8 protein-coding genes are annotated in these 17,540 nt (G+C 37.7%); 2 read left to right on the forward strand and 6 right to left on the reverse strand.

Annotated elements, in window-relative coordinates; all coding sequences use genetic code 11:
• Nucleotides 1-3,348 (reverse strand): SusC/RagA family TonB-linked outer membrane protein, encoded by a 3,348-nt coding sequence (locus ACTIEI_RS00315; RefSeq protein WP_439504278.1) that lies wholly within the window; start codon nt 3,346-3,348, stop codon nt 1-3.
• A 182-nt stretch (nt 3,349-3,530) separates the two neighbouring features.
• Between ACTIEI_RS00315 and ACTIEI_RS00320 the strand changes: the two genes are divergently transcribed.
• Nucleotides 3,531-4,241 carry a FadR/GntR family transcriptional regulator gene (locus tag ACTIEI_RS00320; RefSeq protein ID WP_439504279.1) on the forward strand — a complete coding sequence of 237 codons (711 nt, stop codon included), beginning with the start codon at nt 3,531-3,533 and terminating at the stop codon, nt 4,239-4,241.
• A gap of 51 nt (nt 4,242-4,292) precedes the next feature.
• Here the strand turns inward: ACTIEI_RS00320 and ACTIEI_RS00325 are convergent, their stop codons facing one another.
• From ACTIEI_RS00325 to ACTIEI_RS00340, 4 genes are all read right to left on the reverse strand, one after another.
• Nucleotides 4,293-7,286 carry a beta-L-arabinofuranosidase domain-containing protein gene (locus ACTIEI_RS00325; protein ID WP_439504280.1) on the reverse strand — a complete coding sequence of 998 codons (2,994 nt, stop codon included), beginning with the start codon at nt 7,284-7,286 and terminating at the stop codon, nt 4,293-4,295.
• Nucleotides 7,287-7,288: 2 nt separating this feature from the next.
• Entirely contained in the window at nt 7,289-10,057 is a 2,769-nt protein-coding gene (locus ACTIEI_RS00330) for a glycoside hydrolase family 127 protein (RefSeq protein ID WP_439504281.1), read from the reverse strand.
• Between the two features lie 82 nt (nt 10,058-10,139).
• Entirely contained in the window at nt 10,140-11,726 is a 1,587-nt protein-coding gene (locus tag ACTIEI_RS00335) for a RagB/SusD family nutrient uptake outer membrane protein (protein ID WP_439504282.1), read from the reverse strand.
• Between the two features lie 23 nt (nt 11,727-11,749).
• The gene (locus ACTIEI_RS00340) at nt 11,750-14,725 is read right to left on the reverse strand and encodes a SusC/RagA family TonB-linked outer membrane protein (protein ID WP_439504283.1); all 2,976 of its coding nucleotides are present in this window, start codon (nt 14,723-14,725) and stop codon (nt 11,750-11,752) included.
• A 177-nt stretch (nt 14,726-14,902) separates the two neighbouring features.
• Between ACTIEI_RS00340 and ACTIEI_RS00345 the strand changes: the two genes are divergently transcribed.
• Entirely contained in the window at nt 14,903-16,318 is a 1,416-nt protein-coding gene (locus ACTIEI_RS00345; protein WP_439504284.1) for an APC family permease, read from the forward strand.
• Here the strand turns inward: ACTIEI_RS00345 and ACTIEI_RS00350 are convergent.
• Nucleotides 16,299-17,537, reverse strand: coding sequence for a multiheme c-type cytochrome (locus ACTIEI_RS00350; RefSeq protein ID WP_439504285.1), 1,239 nt, complete (start codon nt 17,535-17,537; stop codon nt 16,299-16,301). The genes ACTIEI_RS00345 and ACTIEI_RS00350 overlap by 20 nt on opposite strands.
• Nucleotides 17,538-17,540: the final 3 nt, after the last annotated feature.

Below are 17,540 nucleotides of genomic sequence, written 5' to 3' on the forward strand. Positions count from 1 at the left end.
TTAAAGGGTTACTCTTACGCCAATGGTTAATCTTCTTGGTAAAGGAAATTTACCTTGGTCTACTCCACCTACTTCAGGGAAATTGCCGCTGTAACCAGATAAGTAGAATAAGTTAGAACCAGTTACGTTAACGCTTAATCCCTTTACTCTATTGGCTAAGTATTTACTGATAACAGTAGTTGGCAAATCGTATGCAAGGGTTAATTCTCTTAACATAACATAATCACCTTTCTCCCATAAATTGGCTGCAGGATTATTACCACTTGCATCTGTTGCATAGTTTCTTCCTTGGTTTGCCCAATAGTATCTTGGCATGGTAGCAGTTGGATTAGCTGGTGTCCATGTTTTTAATACATCGGTAGTTGAGTTCTGCGAACCTTGTACCTGACTTAATCCTCTAACGATTTGATTGTTCAAAATCACAAATCCAAATGCATAATCAAACTGTGCATATAAACGAATGCCTTTGAATGAGCTGGCAATATTGAATCCACCCATATGTTGTGGAGTTGTTCTTCCTACATAAACAAACTGACGGTTGTCAATCGTATCATTTGGATTTACTTGGTGCCATTGTGCATCGCCTAATTGTTTAATACGCTTATTATTGTATGGCAAGAATGCATTGAATACATTGGCATCTCTTGCAATAGTTGATGGATCGGTGTAAATACCATTCCATTTTGGTGCCCATACTTCATCTAAACCAATTCGTTGACCTTCTACTAAGCCACCTACATAAATTTGTTTGCCTGGATTATTTTTATCCCATACAAAGAAACCACTGGTTCTATTCCCTTCTAATCCATTAAATGGTAATTTCTTTGCGAAACTTTTTACATGGAAATAGTTAGCACCCACAGACAATTCAAATCCACCATTTGTTTTAGGTTCAATGATTTTTGCATTCACTGCTAATTCAATACCTCTATTTTGCAATTGACCTAAGTTGGTTGTAAAACTTCCAAATCCTGTTTGTGAAGAAATATTTAATCCAGCTAATTTGTCAAATACATTTCTTACAAAATAGTCTGCGGTTAAGGTAACTCTCTCATTAAAGAATCCTGCATCTAATCCAAAGTTTAAGCTATTGGTACGCTCCCATCTTACATCAGAATTAATATAGTTTCCTACAAATGTTCCTCCGAATCCATTGTAAGTTCCTGCATTATTATATATCTGTGAAGTTGCAAAGAAGCCCAACGAACTTACGTTACCATTTACGCCATAACTCAATCTTGGCTTAATTCTATTGATGTATTTAGACAAAGTAGTGTTCTTGTAAAATGCTTCTTCGTGCAAATTCCATCCCAAAGAAACCCCTGGGAAAGTACCATAGTAATTTCCTTTTTTCAAACGGCTTGATCCATCCACCCTTACTACCGCTGTTAATAAGTAACGATTCATGTATGAATAGTTCAAACGTGCAATAGAAGAGGCAATTCTTTCCCACTGATCAAAGTTAGAAGAAGCGCCTGCCGGGTTAACGATGGTTGTTCCTTGTACGTTAGGAGGTGTTGCTGCAGTTAACCAAGGAATTAAATCGGTTGGTGCACCTTGTGCAAATCCTGATGTAACATAGTTTTTATAATCATAAAATTCTACCCCAGCTAAGGCTGTTACATTATGTTCTTTAAATCTTTTACTGAATTGTAAAAATGCATTGGTAGTGTACTGCATTGTTTTGGTGGTATTATAACTTGCAGCCCTATTGGTATTCATTGCTCCACCATTTCCTTGTTGGAAAGCTTTGGTGAAGAAATTATTATTGGTATACTGATAATATCCAGAACCGCTTGCCAATACTTTTAAGTAAGGAAGAATAGTATACTCTAAATTAATTCCACCTAAGAAACGTTGTTGATTAGTATTGTTTACTGTTAAGTTACTCCAGTATGCTGGGTTACCTAATGTAACATCATTAGGACCAGGCAGAATTTCACCCGTAGCATAATTGGTGTATCGAACAGTAGGAGCCACTCCCACAAAGCGCTGTAGCAATCCACCTGCCGCGCCACCTTCTGGATCTACTCCACCAAATCCACCGTAAGGCAATGCTTGCTCTACATTGTATGCACTAATATTGGTGGTTACTTTTAAGCGCTCTCCAATATTCAATCCACCATTGAAGTTCATGTTCAATCGCTTCAATTGAGAACCAATGATCATACCATTGTCTCTTACAGATCCTAAAGACAAAGCATAGTTGCCTTGATCGTTTGCACCAGAAAAATTGACATTGTGTTCACTGGTATTGTTCTGCTGTAAAATCATCAGCTCTCTTTCCCTTGCACTGATATCAGTGAAAATAAGGCTATCCATGGTACCAGGTGCAAATGGATTAGGATCTACCAATAAACGCCATCTATTATCATTCAATAAAAAACGATTCTGGTTGTTTAATAATTGGGTCGTGTATAAACCAACATCTGATCTCCATCCTGAGTTCACTGCCCATCCCCATGCACCTAATAATTGGTTACGATCGGTTGTCATGGCACCCGCATTATTGTCTAAAGAGTCTCCTCTAAAACGAGCTTGTAAACCCAAACGATTCATTCGGATATAATCAGCAGCACTTAAGTACTCTGATGGATTTTTACGAATAAAGTTGGTGGTATTATTGTATGAGTAAGTTACTTGTGCTCTTCCTTTTTTACCTTTCTTAGTAGAAACCAATACTACACCATTGGCAGCTCTTGCTCCATAGATTGCAGTAGTTGCCGCATCTTTTAATAAATCGATGCTTGCAACATCATTGATATCTAAACCATATAATGACGGAACAATTACTCCGTCTACAATGAATAATGGAGTACCGCCTCCGCCAAACTCTGTACCACCTCTAAATGTAATAGACGGAGTAGTACCTGGCTGACCTGTACGTTGCTGAATTCGTAAACCGGGTGTATTACCTTGAAGTACAGTAGCAACGTTGGTTGTTGGGCTATGTTCAAATGCCTTGGGATTAACCGTTACAACAGCGCCAGTTAATTCCTTTCTTTTTTGTGAACCATACCCTGTTACTACCACATCTTCTAATTCACTAACAGCGGTAGCAAGTGTTAAATCTACAATAGCACTTGATCCAACCACTATTTCACGAGAAGCAAATCCAAGCATTGAAAACACCAATGTATTTCCTTCTGCTGCTTCAATGGTGTATACACCTTGTGCATTGGTTTGGGTTCCGGTTTTCTTACCCTTGATGGTAATAGAAACACCTGAAAGCGGTTTTGCCTCATCGTTCAGGATAGTACCTGAGATTTTTTTGGTTTGGGCTAGTACCGCAGTGGAGAGCATTGTAAACAAGGCTACTACACAGAGTTTTAAGCGGTTTAAATTCATGGTGAGCAATTTAGTTTTTGTATTATGTATGACATAAAAATAATAATCTTTAGTTTTAATTTCCAAATAAATTTTAACAATTTTATAATATATTGGTTACTAGTGAGTTACGAGTTAGTTGAAAATTAGCTTCATTTTTGGTAACTTTACAGTTGTTAAATATTAAGTAATACATAATCTGGATGAATTTAGACTTACTCAGATCCGAAATGAAGCCAATGGATACTAGTTCATTGGTTGACAAAGTAGAAGAAAGCCTGGTAGACCTGCTACAAAAAAGGAAACTTTCGGTAGGAGATATTATTCCTAAGGAAATTGAATTAGCGGAAACACTGGGGGTAAGTAGAACAGTTATTAGAGAAGCATTAACGCGTTTGCGTTTAATGGGCTTGATTGAATCAAAAAAGAAGAAAGGATCTGTTATTACGAGTCCGGATATTTTTGGCATGATGAGTAAGAGTATGAATCCACATATTCTTGCGCCTGAAACCTTGAAAGAAATTTTTGAAATACGATTGGTCTTAGAAATTGGGATGGCCGATTTATTGTTTCATCGAATTACCAAAGAAGATATAGCCGCTTTAAGACAAATTGTGGCAGACGAACCGCCTGCTACCCAATACCATTTATTTAATATTGAGCACGAGATTGCATTTCATGGCAAGCTCTACGAAATCACTGGGAATGCTACTTTGAAGCGTTTTCAGAAAATGCTTTTACCTGTTTTTGATTATGTACACAACAGTGGGTTATTAAAAAAGCAACCTATGTTGAAGATGTTCGTATCGCACAAAGAGTTGGTAGACTTTTTAGAAAATGGTACCCCAGAAGAATTTAGAAATGGTATGCGTTCGCATTTAGAGAATCACTTTACCAGATTATTCGAGAGATAAAAAAGGGAAGCACTTTTAAAGCACTTCCCCTACCAATAAACAACTGTAAGCTTATTTTAATTGCACGTCTAAATAAACCGAATGACGGCCATAAGTATCGTAAAATGGCTTAAATACAATATCGCCAATATTAAATTGTAATTGCTTTGGATCACCCGTAATAGACTTGCTGATATCTTGTGCATCTAGTGTTACTTTTCTCCACTCTTTTCTAGCTTCTGTTTCTTGTGCTGCTAATAAAATAGGGCCATAAAATAAACTAGCAATATTCTGTTGATCCATCAATGGATCTAAATGAAATTGAAAAGGCATTTTTACTTCAATGATATCGCCGCTTTTCCAATTACGGCTCAACTGAATATAGGTGCCTGGTATGGCTTTTACATTGGCTTCTTTCCCATTTATTTTCACCGTGTAACCCTTGGTTGCCCAATTGGGTACGCGAATATGCACATCAAATTTTCCATTTCCATTAATGGTCAATTTGGTTTCATCTTCCTTAGGGAAATTTGTGGTTTGTTCTACTACTATTTTTTTCTCTGTCCAATTTAAAGTAGAAGGCACAAACAAATTCACATACAATGCTTGGTTGTTATTGCGCTTAAAATAAATCGTATTCTGCAACTTGGTATTACTTTCAATGGCGGTTCCATTACAACAGGTAAAGCCAGTCATATTCGGGTTTCCAAATTGCTTAATGGCGCCTGGTCTTAAGGGAACATGGTAAGTATTGGCGGGATTGTTTTCTGCTACTGATGCCAATATATGGTTGTACAAACTACGCTCATAATAATCCATCAATTCTCCACGCTGCTCAAACTGAAATAAATCACTGGTTAGCTTAAGCATATTGTACGTTGCACAAGTTTCATTCTGCCCCCCGGCAGATAAACCGTTTTCGTACAATGTACCTGGTTGTGCAAGAAAACATTCCGCATTCGCTGGGTTACGTGCGCCAGCTACTCCACCAATACTGTACATGTAATCGTTCACAATTTTATACCAAAAATTGTCTGCTATTTTATAGTATGCTGGATCTTTCGATGCTTTGTACATTTCCACACTTCCAATGACTTGTGGTATATGTTGATTGGCATGTAAGCCCCTGAACAAATCTACATTTTTGGCTAAGCCGTGTGAATGATCGGTATCACCAAAAAACACTCGAACGTTATCAAATAATTTTGCTGTTTCTAAATAATTTTTTTGGCCAGTCATTTGATACAATCTGGCCATGGTTTCATTCATTCCACCATATTCGCCCGCGATATAGGTATTCCAGATTTTAATCAACGTGTCTTTCGGAAGTTGACTCAATCTTGCATGTACCCAATCCCCCATATTGGTTGCAATCTCGAGTGCTTTTATATTTCCACTCACTTCATACACATCCATCAAACCAGCTAATATTTTATGCAGGGTATAATAAGGTGCCCATACTTGATTTTTTTGTCCACCATATTTTGCGCCTTTTTCGAGCATAATAAATTGATCAGGAGGATACGCACTGATGAATCCTTTGCCCCAATTCCAATAATCGTTTCTTATTCCAGCATCACTTAAGTCTGAATCATAGTCTGTTTTTCCCGGACCAGTTGGGACCATTTTAGGATCAGCTACAGAAGGACCGCCTGGTGTGGCTGGATTACCTGATAACTGCGATAGATTATACAACGCATCTACCATATAAGTCATTTTTTGAGCAAAATCATTTTGCAAGTATTGATCATAACTGGTACTTGCATAAGCTTGGGCAATGGCCGTTAAATAGTGGCCGGTTGCATGCCCACGTAATTTGGTATCTCTGCTATCCCATGACCCCAATGGCTTTGCTCCTTCTGGTTGTGGTTGTCCAAATGCATGTCTGAACATAAACAAGAATGAATTGGGATCGGTCTTCACCAATGTGCGTACAAACTTATCTCGGTTTTGAATAAACTTGGTTTCATTGCCCAGTGCATCCGATTTTAATGTTACCTGATTTAAAGCAAATGCTTTTAATTGTGGAGTAGGGAGTTTAGGTTTTGTTGGTGGTTTAACAGTCACAACAGCTTTTGGCTTGAAGTTGGTGCCGGCTACTTTACCTGTTACAGTGTATTGCCCCAATTGTAATACTGCTTTGTTATCTACATCTGCAGGCCATACCACTCTTACTTTTGGACCTTTTATTCCATTTTTATATTTGCCATCTACATAACTAGGAAATCGAGGCAATATTCCTACTTCGGTTTCAACTACTATATCTGAAACCTCTTCTAAATAAACATTGTATAATTGTGGTTGATCAGCAGCAAACTTGGGTAATTCTTCTTCTACCCTTCTGGTATTCACTGCACCAGCATTTACGCTACTTCCTTTTGCACTACTAAAAATACCAACTACTTGTCTTCTATTCAAAGGAACTCGATACACCCTTAAATCAGCTAATAAGCCATTCAGGTTAGTGCTACCTGCTACTGCTTTGCCTATAAAGATTTGTTGTTGATTACTTTCCGCTGTTCCCAACATTTGAATCACAGCAGGTGTTAAAGCTACTGGTTCTCCCGTAGGTCTTCCATCAATAAAATTTTGTACTGTTTTTGCAGCAACATCAAATACAACTGCAATATGTGCCCATTTATTTTCTATAACGACTGGAATAGTTGAAGAAAAAATAGGTGTTGCATTTTCTTTCCCGATGATAAAAAAAGTTTGTCCTGCTGTATTTGATCGCAAATTAATCCAGCCTGCAATACTTAGCGACTCTATATCGTGGAAAGATTCTGCTGGAATTTTTAAGTATGCACTTGATTCCCCATTCAGTAACAATACTTTTCCAAATCGGCTATCATTTACAAATGGGGCTTCTATCCCGCCATATTTAGCATGTAAATTATTCCTTGACCAATCTTTGATATCTCCATTTAATTGGTATCGAGCAATTAATGCAGTTTCTCCAATACCATCTAAAATTTGATCTCCGTTCTGCGCTTTGATGTTCGCAAAACCAATTATTAAAAAGGAAACGGTTAATAGAATTCGGGGAATTAATTTGCTTACACTCATCTTTATTTATTTTTTTCTTTTATCCATACTGCTGAAGATACAGGTCTATTTTGAATACGCTGGGGTGGTTCATTCGCTTCAGTGGGCAAAGTTGTAGTTACTGCTGCAGGCATTTTACCGTCTAAGCGATTCGTTCTTGCATAGTTAGGGATTGCTATTAATGGGGTTCCGTCTTCCCATGATCCTTTTATGATCATCATGCCTCTTAAGAAATTATCCCTCCACTCAGTTGTAAATGGTTTACTTGCATCCACTGCTTTATTGATATCTTGATTATCCACTGTTTCTACATTGTATACCAATGGGCCGTAACGCAATGCCATTCTACCAATATTGGCTTCTATTCTTTTATCTGCATTAAATTTTTGTACTTCCATTGGCATTTCTAAAGCTATTTGATCCCCCTTTTTCCAAACACGTTTGATAACGGCATATCCTTTATCCATTTGGATAGGTACATTCTTTCCATTTACTTTAAGGTACTTCAATCCTTTCACTTCTTTATCAGGTGTGTACAATTCACTCGTAGTTCTATTGGGCACACGAACATAAATAGCAAACTCCTTTGCTTGCTTCGGATTTACCGTAATATTCACCGATCCCTCCCATGGATAATTGGTTTTCTGCACCATTTCAACTTCGGTGCCTGCAAACTTTTCTACGTTTATAGTACTTCCTACATACATATTTACGTACAAGGCTTTAGGTCCTGTAACATAGGTCCAAGTAGGCATCATCAACAATGTGCGTGGAATATTTCCTACACAACATGGGCATACATGCCAAGGATCTCTGGGTTGTGCTTCTGACAAACGATTGGTATAATAGAAATTTTTACCATCTAAATCTATGGATCCTAATAATGCATTGTACATGGTTTCTTCATAAAGGTCTGCATACTTTGCATCGTGATAAGCCAAGTTCATTTTATATTGGAAAAAAATTAATCCTGCACTTGAACATGATTCACAATAAGCATTGTTGCGCAATGAGTAATTGGGCCCAAATCCTTCAGAAGTTTCGCCACTGCCAATTCCTCCAGTGAAATAATATTTTTTATTGGTCAAATTATTCCAAAGAGACATGACTGCACTTTGGTAATCTGTATCACCTGTTTCTGCTGCTACATCTGCCATGGCAGAGTAATTATACGTTGCCCTAACCGCATGACCTACGGCTTCATATTGTTGTTGAACCGGTACATGACTTTGATCGTACTCTGATCCATCTTTTCTACTATCTAATAAAAATTTAGCGAGCTTAACATAACTATCGCCTCTTTTGTTTCCTTCCATATCATTTACAAAACGGCCAAAACGTACCAATGCTTGTTCCATTTCTTGGTGACCATCGTACCATACTTTCTGCCCTGGACCAGTTCCAATATTGTTAACCCAACAATCGGCTAGTTTTTTAGCTGCATCATACAAGCGCTTGTCTTTTCCGTTTGTTAACGTGTAATGGTTGATTGCAGACTCTATAAAATATCCTGCAACATATCCTTCATGATCGCTTCTATTCCTTGGATCCCAACGATTTTTCCAACGAGTGGTATCACGTAAGGTATAGGCAGTGTGTAAATATCCATCTGATTCTTGTGCAGCTAAAATGATAGGAATCCATCTTTCTAATGCTTCCTTCATTTTTGCTTGTGCTGCAATTATTTCCTGGTCTCCTTGTGGATCTACCATTAATGCAATACAAATAGACTCTACTGTTTGATGCACCCATGCATTTGAGAATACATATCCTTTGTGGCGTTGAAATGGCTGTCCTTTAATGGCTTTTGCCGCTTCTATAAAATTGTCAATTCCTCCTTGTCCACTGGTTAAATCGGTTCGCTCATTTTGTGCTATACAATAGGGAATCCAATTAACAATTAAAGCTTTAGCCCGATCGTTCCATAGCTTATTATCAATCTTGTATTTTTTAGTATACACCACATCTAAACGATTGGCTGGTGGTGGCTGATGTACTTTTACGCTGATGGTAGATGACTTTGTTTGTGAGCCTTCTGTTGCACTTAAGGCCAAGACATAGTTGCCTTCTGCAGAAAAGTTGGCAGTTGCTTTTAATGAAGATGGATCACTAAACTGTACATTGCCTGGACCTGAAACTTTTTTCCATTCAATCTTGGTAACTGGTGTAACAGATTTTACCGTTGCATCTAAATATGTTTTACCGCTGATGATTACATCTCGATCAATACCCGCATTTACCAATGGATTGGTATTAGGTGAATTAGGTGATTTTGTTACCACCCATTCTAATAAAGTACTCACTCCTCTATCTGCAGAATCTAAATCTATTCGCATACGAGTCGTCGTGATTTCTTTGAATGAGGACATATTGAATTGTTTATTCTCTTTGCCCATTCCTTGAATATTTTCTACAGGAACAAATGCATTCCCATTCCAATAAGAAATCCGATAATTTTCTGGTAGTCTAATATTATTATTAAAGTTCCACCAATAGAGTCCTAATTCTGATGTTGTTATAGGTTCTTCCCATTCGTATTGTACCCAAATATTTGCACGGGGCTGGGGACGATTATTGCCTCCGCCTCCTATGCGATTGTTTCCTGTATTCACAGGGGTTTGTTGATCATTTAATCCATTCAACCCAAAGCCTCCTCTACTTGAACTCACTTTTGCAATCAGCGCCAAGTTGGGTTTACTGAAATTGGATGGCTGTGCCATTAACGACGGCATTAATCCAACTACAAATAAAAAATGGAATAAGAATGGAATGTTGAATGGACTTTTTTTCATCTTTGATTTTTTAAAACGGCAAAACCTACAAGAATTTTGCAGGCTTTGCCATTGCTTAAGACCTATAAACTAAAAGAGAAATCTAATAACCAGTATTTTGTTTTAAGTTGGGATTAACCAACAATGAATTTGCTGGTATAGGAAATATATTACGGAATGTTGCTGATGGCTTATGGGAGAACCAACTCTTTCTATGAAATACGCCAAAACGAATCAAGTCTTGACGACGCTTTGCTTCTGCTGCAAACTCCCATCCTAACTCATCTAACATTCTTCCAAATGGGATATCTGCTCCTCCTTCAAATGTAGTTTGTGCTCCATTGGCCCATTCACCATAAGGATAACTACTTCCTTGTTGCAATTGTGCTCCTGTTACAGTTGCTTTTGCAGGATTAGCCGCAAAATTTCTAGCTCTTACTTGGGTAACAATGGTTGCTGCTTCTGCTGCATTACCAGTGCGTAATAATGACTCTGCTTTCATCATTAATACATCTGCATAGCGCATCAATGGGAAGTCTACACTTGAGCCTCCACGCATACCTGCTTTTATTTCATATTTACCAATTCGGAATCCTTGGCTATTGGTGCTAGATGCAATACTTGTTACCGTTTTTACATAATTGATTACCATTGCACCTGTTGTTGCATTGTATTGTGGTCCCATAATCCATGTATCTCTTAATCTGCGATCATCTGGATCATATGTATCTATCCACTGCGGTACTGCACAGTTTCCGCCCCATGGCTGAACCTGCATTGGATAAACCAATTGCATTAATGGATCTAATGTTTTCATGTGAATATTACTCTCCGTTGCAAAAATTTCATCATAAGGAACTGCAAAAACCATCTCCTTAGAATTATCATTGGTAGAAGTAAAGTTTTCTCTATAGGTTGGTGTTAAAATATATTGGTTAGACGCAATAATATCATTACACTCTTGAATACATTTTGCCCATTGTGCAGTTCCAGTATATACTTCGGCATTTAAATAAACACGTGCTAAAAATGCTTTTGCTGCCCATCTTGTCATTCTACCGTAAGTTGCTTTTGAAACCACTGGAGACAAGTTGGGAATGGCATCGGTAAATTCTTTTACAACAAAATCATAAACTTGCTGACGGGTTCTTTGTACTGGCAAACTAGTATCTTTGAAATCCGTTACCACTGGTACATTCCCATGGTTGTCGAGTAACAAATAATAATAGTAAGCCCTTGCCGCTTTTAACTCTGCAATGATGGCTTCTTTACCACTACTAACCGGAATTTGACCTGATTCAATTTGAAATAATACCCTGTTGGCATTATTGATTCCAGTGTAACAACGATTGTATAATCCATTGGGTTGTCCTTGTGTTGGAGTCCAAACATGCTCATGCATTCTTCTATACGTTCCGCCATCTACCCAACCGTTTGGTCTTGCTGGTGTAACAATTTGATCAGCGGCCTCTTCCTGCAAATCAAATAATGCTTGCCAGCTGGCGGTATTTGCACGCAACACAGTATACACTGGCGCAATTAATGCAGGTACATCATTGGCAGTTGCCTGAAAGTTTTGCGCAAGCACTTCAGAATAAACTTCTTCATCCAACTTGGTACATCCGTTGAATAGCATGGTGCCGGCTAGCGCTGCTGTTAAGAACCATTTATTATTAAAATATGTTTTCATGATTTATCGTTTCGTTTTTCAAATTATAATGTTACCAATGCACCCAATGTAAATGTTCTGGTAGTAGGGAATTTATCCCGTTCATCATTACCTGGCGCCAAACCACTTCTGTTTACTTCAGGATCTATTCCTTTATAACCAGTGATGGTAAACATATTCAAACCAGACGCATATAAGCGGAGTGATTTAATATATTTGTTACCCTTCATATTTACATTGTATCCAAGGGTGATATTATCTATTTTCCAGTAGTCGCCATTTTCAACATAATAGCTAACATAGGCCTGTGGATTCTTTAATCTGGTTTTACCATACACATTATCAAAAGCAGATTTCAATACATTGTAATTACCCAAAATCTGTGGTTGTGAATTTTCGTAGAACATGCGTTGGAAGTTCAAAATTTGGAAATCAAATGCACCACGCATTAATACACTTAAATCCCAATTTTTATATCGAATGGTATTGTTCCATCCCCCATAATACCTAGGTAATCCATTTCCTAAAATTTGCTTATCTTCTTGACGTGCTTGTGTGTATGGTTTTGGCTTACCATCTGCACCCATAATGATCCACAATCCGTTTGCATCAATATCTACTGATTTATATCCATGGAAGTTTCCAATAGGACCACCAATATCTACTCTATGTGTGTAATCTTGCACTGGTTCTCCTGTTCCTCCAGCAGTAAAAAAGTTCGCAGTTGTTCTAAATTGATTATTAGAAAGCGAAACTAATTTGTTAGAGTTAGTAGAGAAGTTGATGCTAGTTTCCCAAGAGAAGTCTTTCTTTTGGATGGCATTATAGTTAATCAACACTTCTACTCCTTTATTTTCCATTACCCCTACGTTGGCCAAAATACTATTGAATAAATACGGTGGAACTGGCACACTATAATTGTACAACATATCTTTTGTGGTACGCTTATAGATATCAATGGTTGTGCTTAACCTTCCATCTAATACAGATAAGTCGATACCAAAATTGGTCTCTTCTTTTCTTTCCCATCTCAAATCTGGATTAGGGTTACGCACGGGTGATAATGATTGAATCCAAACACCATTATCCAAGAAACGGGTTCCATAATTCAAACTGGTTTGAGACAAATAAGCTGCTGAAGGAGCAATACCAGTGATACCAAATCCTGCTCTCACTTTTAAGTCGGTTATGAACTTTACATTGCGTAAGAATGGTTCATTCTTAACTCGCCATGCTGCTGAAATAGCGGGGAATGTTCCCCATTTATGATTCGCACCAAATTTTGAAGAACCTTCTCTACGCACACTTGCGGATACTAAATACTTATCGGCAAAATTGTAATTAACCCTACCAAAGAATCCAATTAGTTTGCTTGATTCAGCAGCACTACTCATAGACGCTTCTCCACGGCCGAGTGCATTACCTGCCTGTAGTCTATTGTATGAATATTGATCGGTTGGAAAATCCCAGTTGGATACTGAAAAAGCTTCATCAAAAAAGTCTTGGTAACTATACCCTGCTAACGCAACCAAGCGATGCTTCCCAAATGATTTGGTGTAGTCTAAGGTAAACTCCATCAAATTATCTTTCGTAGCGCTGGTTCCTCTTGATGCATTTCCATTTCTACCATTCTTGGTAGTTGATATATGTTTCTTAGTTTCAGCAAAACCAGATAATGATTCGGTTGTAACGCTAGCCATTAATAATTTAGCATTTAATCCTCTTGCCAAATTAGCCGTTACACTTCCTGACAAACGAGTTTCTTGAAACTCATTCCTTGCATTGGTTTCCATCAAATAAGCCAAAGGATTATCATAGAAATAAATATTTCTTTCCTTCCATTGTCCTCTATAATCGTATACACTATCAGTTGGGTTTCTAATTACTGATTGACGATAGATATAACTATTAAAAGCACCATCATCATTACGCTGACGGCTGATGACATTTAAATTCACTTTTACTTTACCATCAAACATACTGTGGTTTACATCTGCACGTAAGGTTAACTGACGATTCACCGATCTCAAGAACATACCTTCCCAGTTACGGTAGTTGATATTAGCTGTATAGCTGGTTTGTCTATTGCCTCCTTGAAAAGTAAGGTTATGGGTTTGGCTGAATGGGGTTGGTCTTGAAATTTCTTTAAACCAATCGGTATTTAAACCATAATCAATAAAAGGAAGCCCCTCTCTACCAAATTGTCTAAACTCTTCAGCGTTTAAAAAACGAGGACGTCTTGCAATTGTTTGAACACTTCCATAGGTATTGTATTCTACAACCGATCTACCACCCCCTTGTATTTTACGGGTCGTAATTAAAATTACGCCATTGGTACCTCTAGTACCATAAATAGCAGCTGCAGATCCATCTTTTAATACGTCCATCGATTCAATATCTTCTGGAGATACTGAATTCAAATTACCTGGGACACCATCTATCAAAATCAATGGGGCAGTAGACGCATTTAAAGTGGTAATCCCTCTTAATTGAATTTGTGTTCCTGCAGTTGGAGAACCTGAAGAAGTAGATACAGACAACCCTGCTACTTTACCCTGAATCAATTGTGCTGCATCCCGTACAAATCCTTTGACGAAATTTTCTTGCTTCACACTAGAAACTGCACTGGTTAAGTCCCCCTTCTTTTGTGTACCATATCCTACCACAACCACTTCATCAAGGCTATTAATATCCTTGTTCAGCTTTACGGTAATGGACGTTTGTCCACGAACAGGTATTGAAAGAGTTACATATCCTATATAAGATATATCTATCACTGCATCATCTGATGGAACTACAATACTAAATTTACCATCTGCATCAGAAGTGGTATTGGTATTCGTATTCTTAACAGATATGGTGGCACCTTGTAGCGGGCCACCTGATGCAGCATCAGATATTACCCCAGTAACGGTTTTAGGCGGGGGAATTCCATTTACAGGCATTCTTTCAAAACCAGCGTAAACACTGTTTACCGCCAAGAGAAAAAAGAGTAATAAACTTTTTAGAAACTTTTCCATAATGCAATCGTTTTAATAAGAGTCAAAATGACAATTAAAACTATTTTTAATAGTTCAGTAGCTTACCGAATATTTTAACTAATCCTAAACATATTTTAACCATTTTATAGACGGAAGGAATATTCGGCCTAATCTCTTATACCTTTATCTTACTAATTAATAATATAAGCTTGTACTATGTCAGAGTCTACACAGTTTAAACCTTCGCTCAAACTATTAGATGCTACCATGATTGTTGCTGGATCAATGATTGGGTCGGGCATTTTTATTGTAAGTGCTGATATCACTAGAAATGTAGGAAGCACAGGTTGGCTAATGGTAGTTTGGCTAATAACAGGATTCATGACTGTTGCTGCTGCATTGAGTTATGGAGAGTTAAGTGCTATGTTTCCAAAAGCAGGTGGGCAGTATGTATACTTGAAAGAATCGTATAATTCGCTGATTGCATTTCTATTTGGGTGGAGCTTTTTCTCTGTGATTCAAACAGCCACTATTGCTGCTGTGGCAGTAGCTTTTGCAAAATTTACGGCCTATCTATTCCCCTTTTTTAGTGAAGATATTATAGCAATTGATTTGGGTCTCTTAGCCATCTCTAGGGCTCAATTATTATCGATTGTTGTGATTGCAACACTTACATTTATTAATACACGAGGAATTCAAAGTGGGAAAATCATACAGACCAGTTTTACTATAGCTAAGCTATTAAGCTTATTTGGCCTCATTTTATTCGGTCTTCTTTTCTTTAACAAGGAAGTATGGAACCTCAATTGGCAAAATGCTTGGGAACTCAGGCCAATGAATACGGATGGTAGTTTTGGAAATTATACCCTATTTGCAGCTTTGGGCGCCATTGCAGCTTCCATGGTTGGTTCAATTTTTAGCAGTGACTCTTGGAATAATGTAACGTTTATTGCTGGTGAAATTAAAAACCCGCAACGAAATATAGGGCTAAGTTTATTCTTAGGCACTTTAATAGTTACTGTTATATACTTACTTACAAATATTTCTTACGTAGCATTACTGCCTTTACAAGACATTGCTCATGCAGATAAAGATCGTGTAGGGGTAGTTGCCGCAAATATCATCTTTGGTGAAGCGGGTACCATTATAATTGCCATCATGATTATGATTTCTACATTTGGATGCAACAATGGGATTATTCTTGCTGGTGCGCGGGTATACTACACCATGGCAAAAGATGAACTCTTCTTCAAGAAAGCGGGCTCCCTCAATAAGAATAATGTTCCAGCGTATGCGCTTTGGTTACAATGTATTGTTGCTTGTGGCTGGAGTTTAAGCGGAAAATATGGCCAACTATTAGACATGATTTCATTTGTAGTAGTTGGATTTTATATGCTTACGATTGCAGGTATATTTATACTTCGCAAAAAAAGACCTGATGCAATAAGACCTTATAAAGCTTTTGGTTATCCGATCCTTCCTTTAATTTATATATTGATGGGACTAAGCTTTTGTATTTTACTGATTATTTTCAAACCGAATTTTACTTGGCCAGGTTTAATTATCACTTTATTAGGAATTCCGATATACTATGCAGTAAAAAAGAAATCAACTATTGCTGTTGACGCTTAATTGATTGTAAAAACTGTTGAGATGCTTCAGGATATTTTGCAATCAAATGCGATCGTACCAAATTCGCAATTTGTTTTGAATTATGCTGGGTACCTAGTTTGATTAATTCAGATGGCTTTGCTGGCATATGGCAATCAATACAATTATTGACAATGGTTGGACCAACTTTTTGCTCGAAGGAACAAAACTGAGGCGTATTTGGCTGATGGCAATTCATGCATTTGGTAGAAAACAACTGCATATTTTTCCTTTCTGTTTGATGCGGATTATGACAAGAACTACAAGTAATTGTTTCCATAGATCCCTTAAAACATTTACTGGCTAATAGAAGTTGATATTGATTGCCATGGACATCTAATTTTTCAGCTACTTGCTGGGTTGTATCTGGTTGATAGAAATCCTTTAATGCATGTCCTGGTCTAAACAAAAATGGGGAACGAATGGGCTCTCTTAATCCTGAATGACAGGTTGCACAGCTTTCAATTTGTTGTACATTACTAATTGTGGCAAATGAATGAATGTACTTGGCTTTTTTATCGGTTGGATTTTCCTTTTGGTAAGCCACATGCGCTGCTGCTGGGCCATGACATCGCTCGCAGTCAATACCGAGTATAACCGTCTGCTTATTCATTTCATCTATTCGATAGCCGTTTTCGTTTCTCATGCCCGTTCTTTCTATAAAAGAACTATGGCACTCAAAACATCCTATAGGTATTACTCGATCAAAACGAACATGATCTGTTGGATAATTAGGGCTATTTACCCAGCAGTTCCCCACTACAGAATAACTGATTGGCAACTGATAAGCATTGGTGCCTTGCCAATACAAAAAACTCTGTGCTTTTCTACCAGATCCAATCACTAGATCGAATGGAAATCTTGCTTTTTGCATTCCATTCTCATATGCTGTTTGAAAGAATTTATTTTGTTCTTGCTCCATTAAGACTTTTAAGTCTTTATTGTACAAAAACTGATTACTATCTGCATCAAAGCTCCCTTTTATATTCACTGCATTAGCAAGACTGGTGGTATTATGATGGGCAGTTTGAGCATACGTGCTGGCAATAGCTGCATGACAACTTTTACAAGATTCAGCACCTGCATACGCAATTCCACGTGGATCTTGTGCCAAAGGTGTTTTGCTTTGCACACAAAACTGAAACAGCGTTACTGTTGCAGCAAGTATGCCCATTACCCAAATCCATTTTTGCTTAATCATTCA

This window comes from Sediminibacterium sp. (assembly GCF_051860225.1).
GTDB lineage: Bacteria > Bacteroidota > Bacteroidia > Chitinophagales > Chitinophagaceae > Sediminibacterium.

Bases quoted from the DNA above. Each gene is read 5' to 3' on its own strand.
- ACTIEI_RS00315 (WP_439504278.1), bottom strand. From the start codon at position 3,348: ATGAATTTAAACCGCTTAAAACTCTGTGTAGTAGCCTTGTTTACAATG.
- ACTIEI_RS00320 (WP_439504279.1), top strand. From the start codon at position 3,531: ATGAATTTAGACTTACTCAGATCCGAAATGAAGCCAATGGATACTAGT.
- ACTIEI_RS00325 (WP_439504280.1), bottom strand. From the start codon at position 7,286: ATGAGTGTAAGCAAATTAATTCCCCGAATTCTATTAACCGTTTCCTTT.
- ACTIEI_RS00330 (WP_439504281.1), bottom strand. From the start codon at position 10,057: ATGAAAAAAAGTCCATTCAACATTCCATTCTTATTCCATTTTTTATTT.
- ACTIEI_RS00335 (WP_439504282.1), bottom strand. From the start codon at position 11,726: ATGAAAACATATTTTAATAATAAATGGTTCTTAACAGCAGCGCTAGCC.
- ACTIEI_RS00340 (WP_439504283.1), bottom strand. From the start codon at position 14,725: ATGGAAAAGTTTCTAAAAAGTTTATTACTCTTTTTTCTCTTGGCGGTA.
- ACTIEI_RS00345 (WP_439504284.1), top strand. From the start codon at position 14,903: ATGTCAGAGTCTACACAGTTTAAACCTTCGCTCAAACTATTAGATGCT.
- ACTIEI_RS00350 (WP_439504285.1), bottom strand. From the start codon at position 17,537: ATGATTAAGCAAAAATGGATTTGGGTAATGGGCATACTTGCTGCAACA.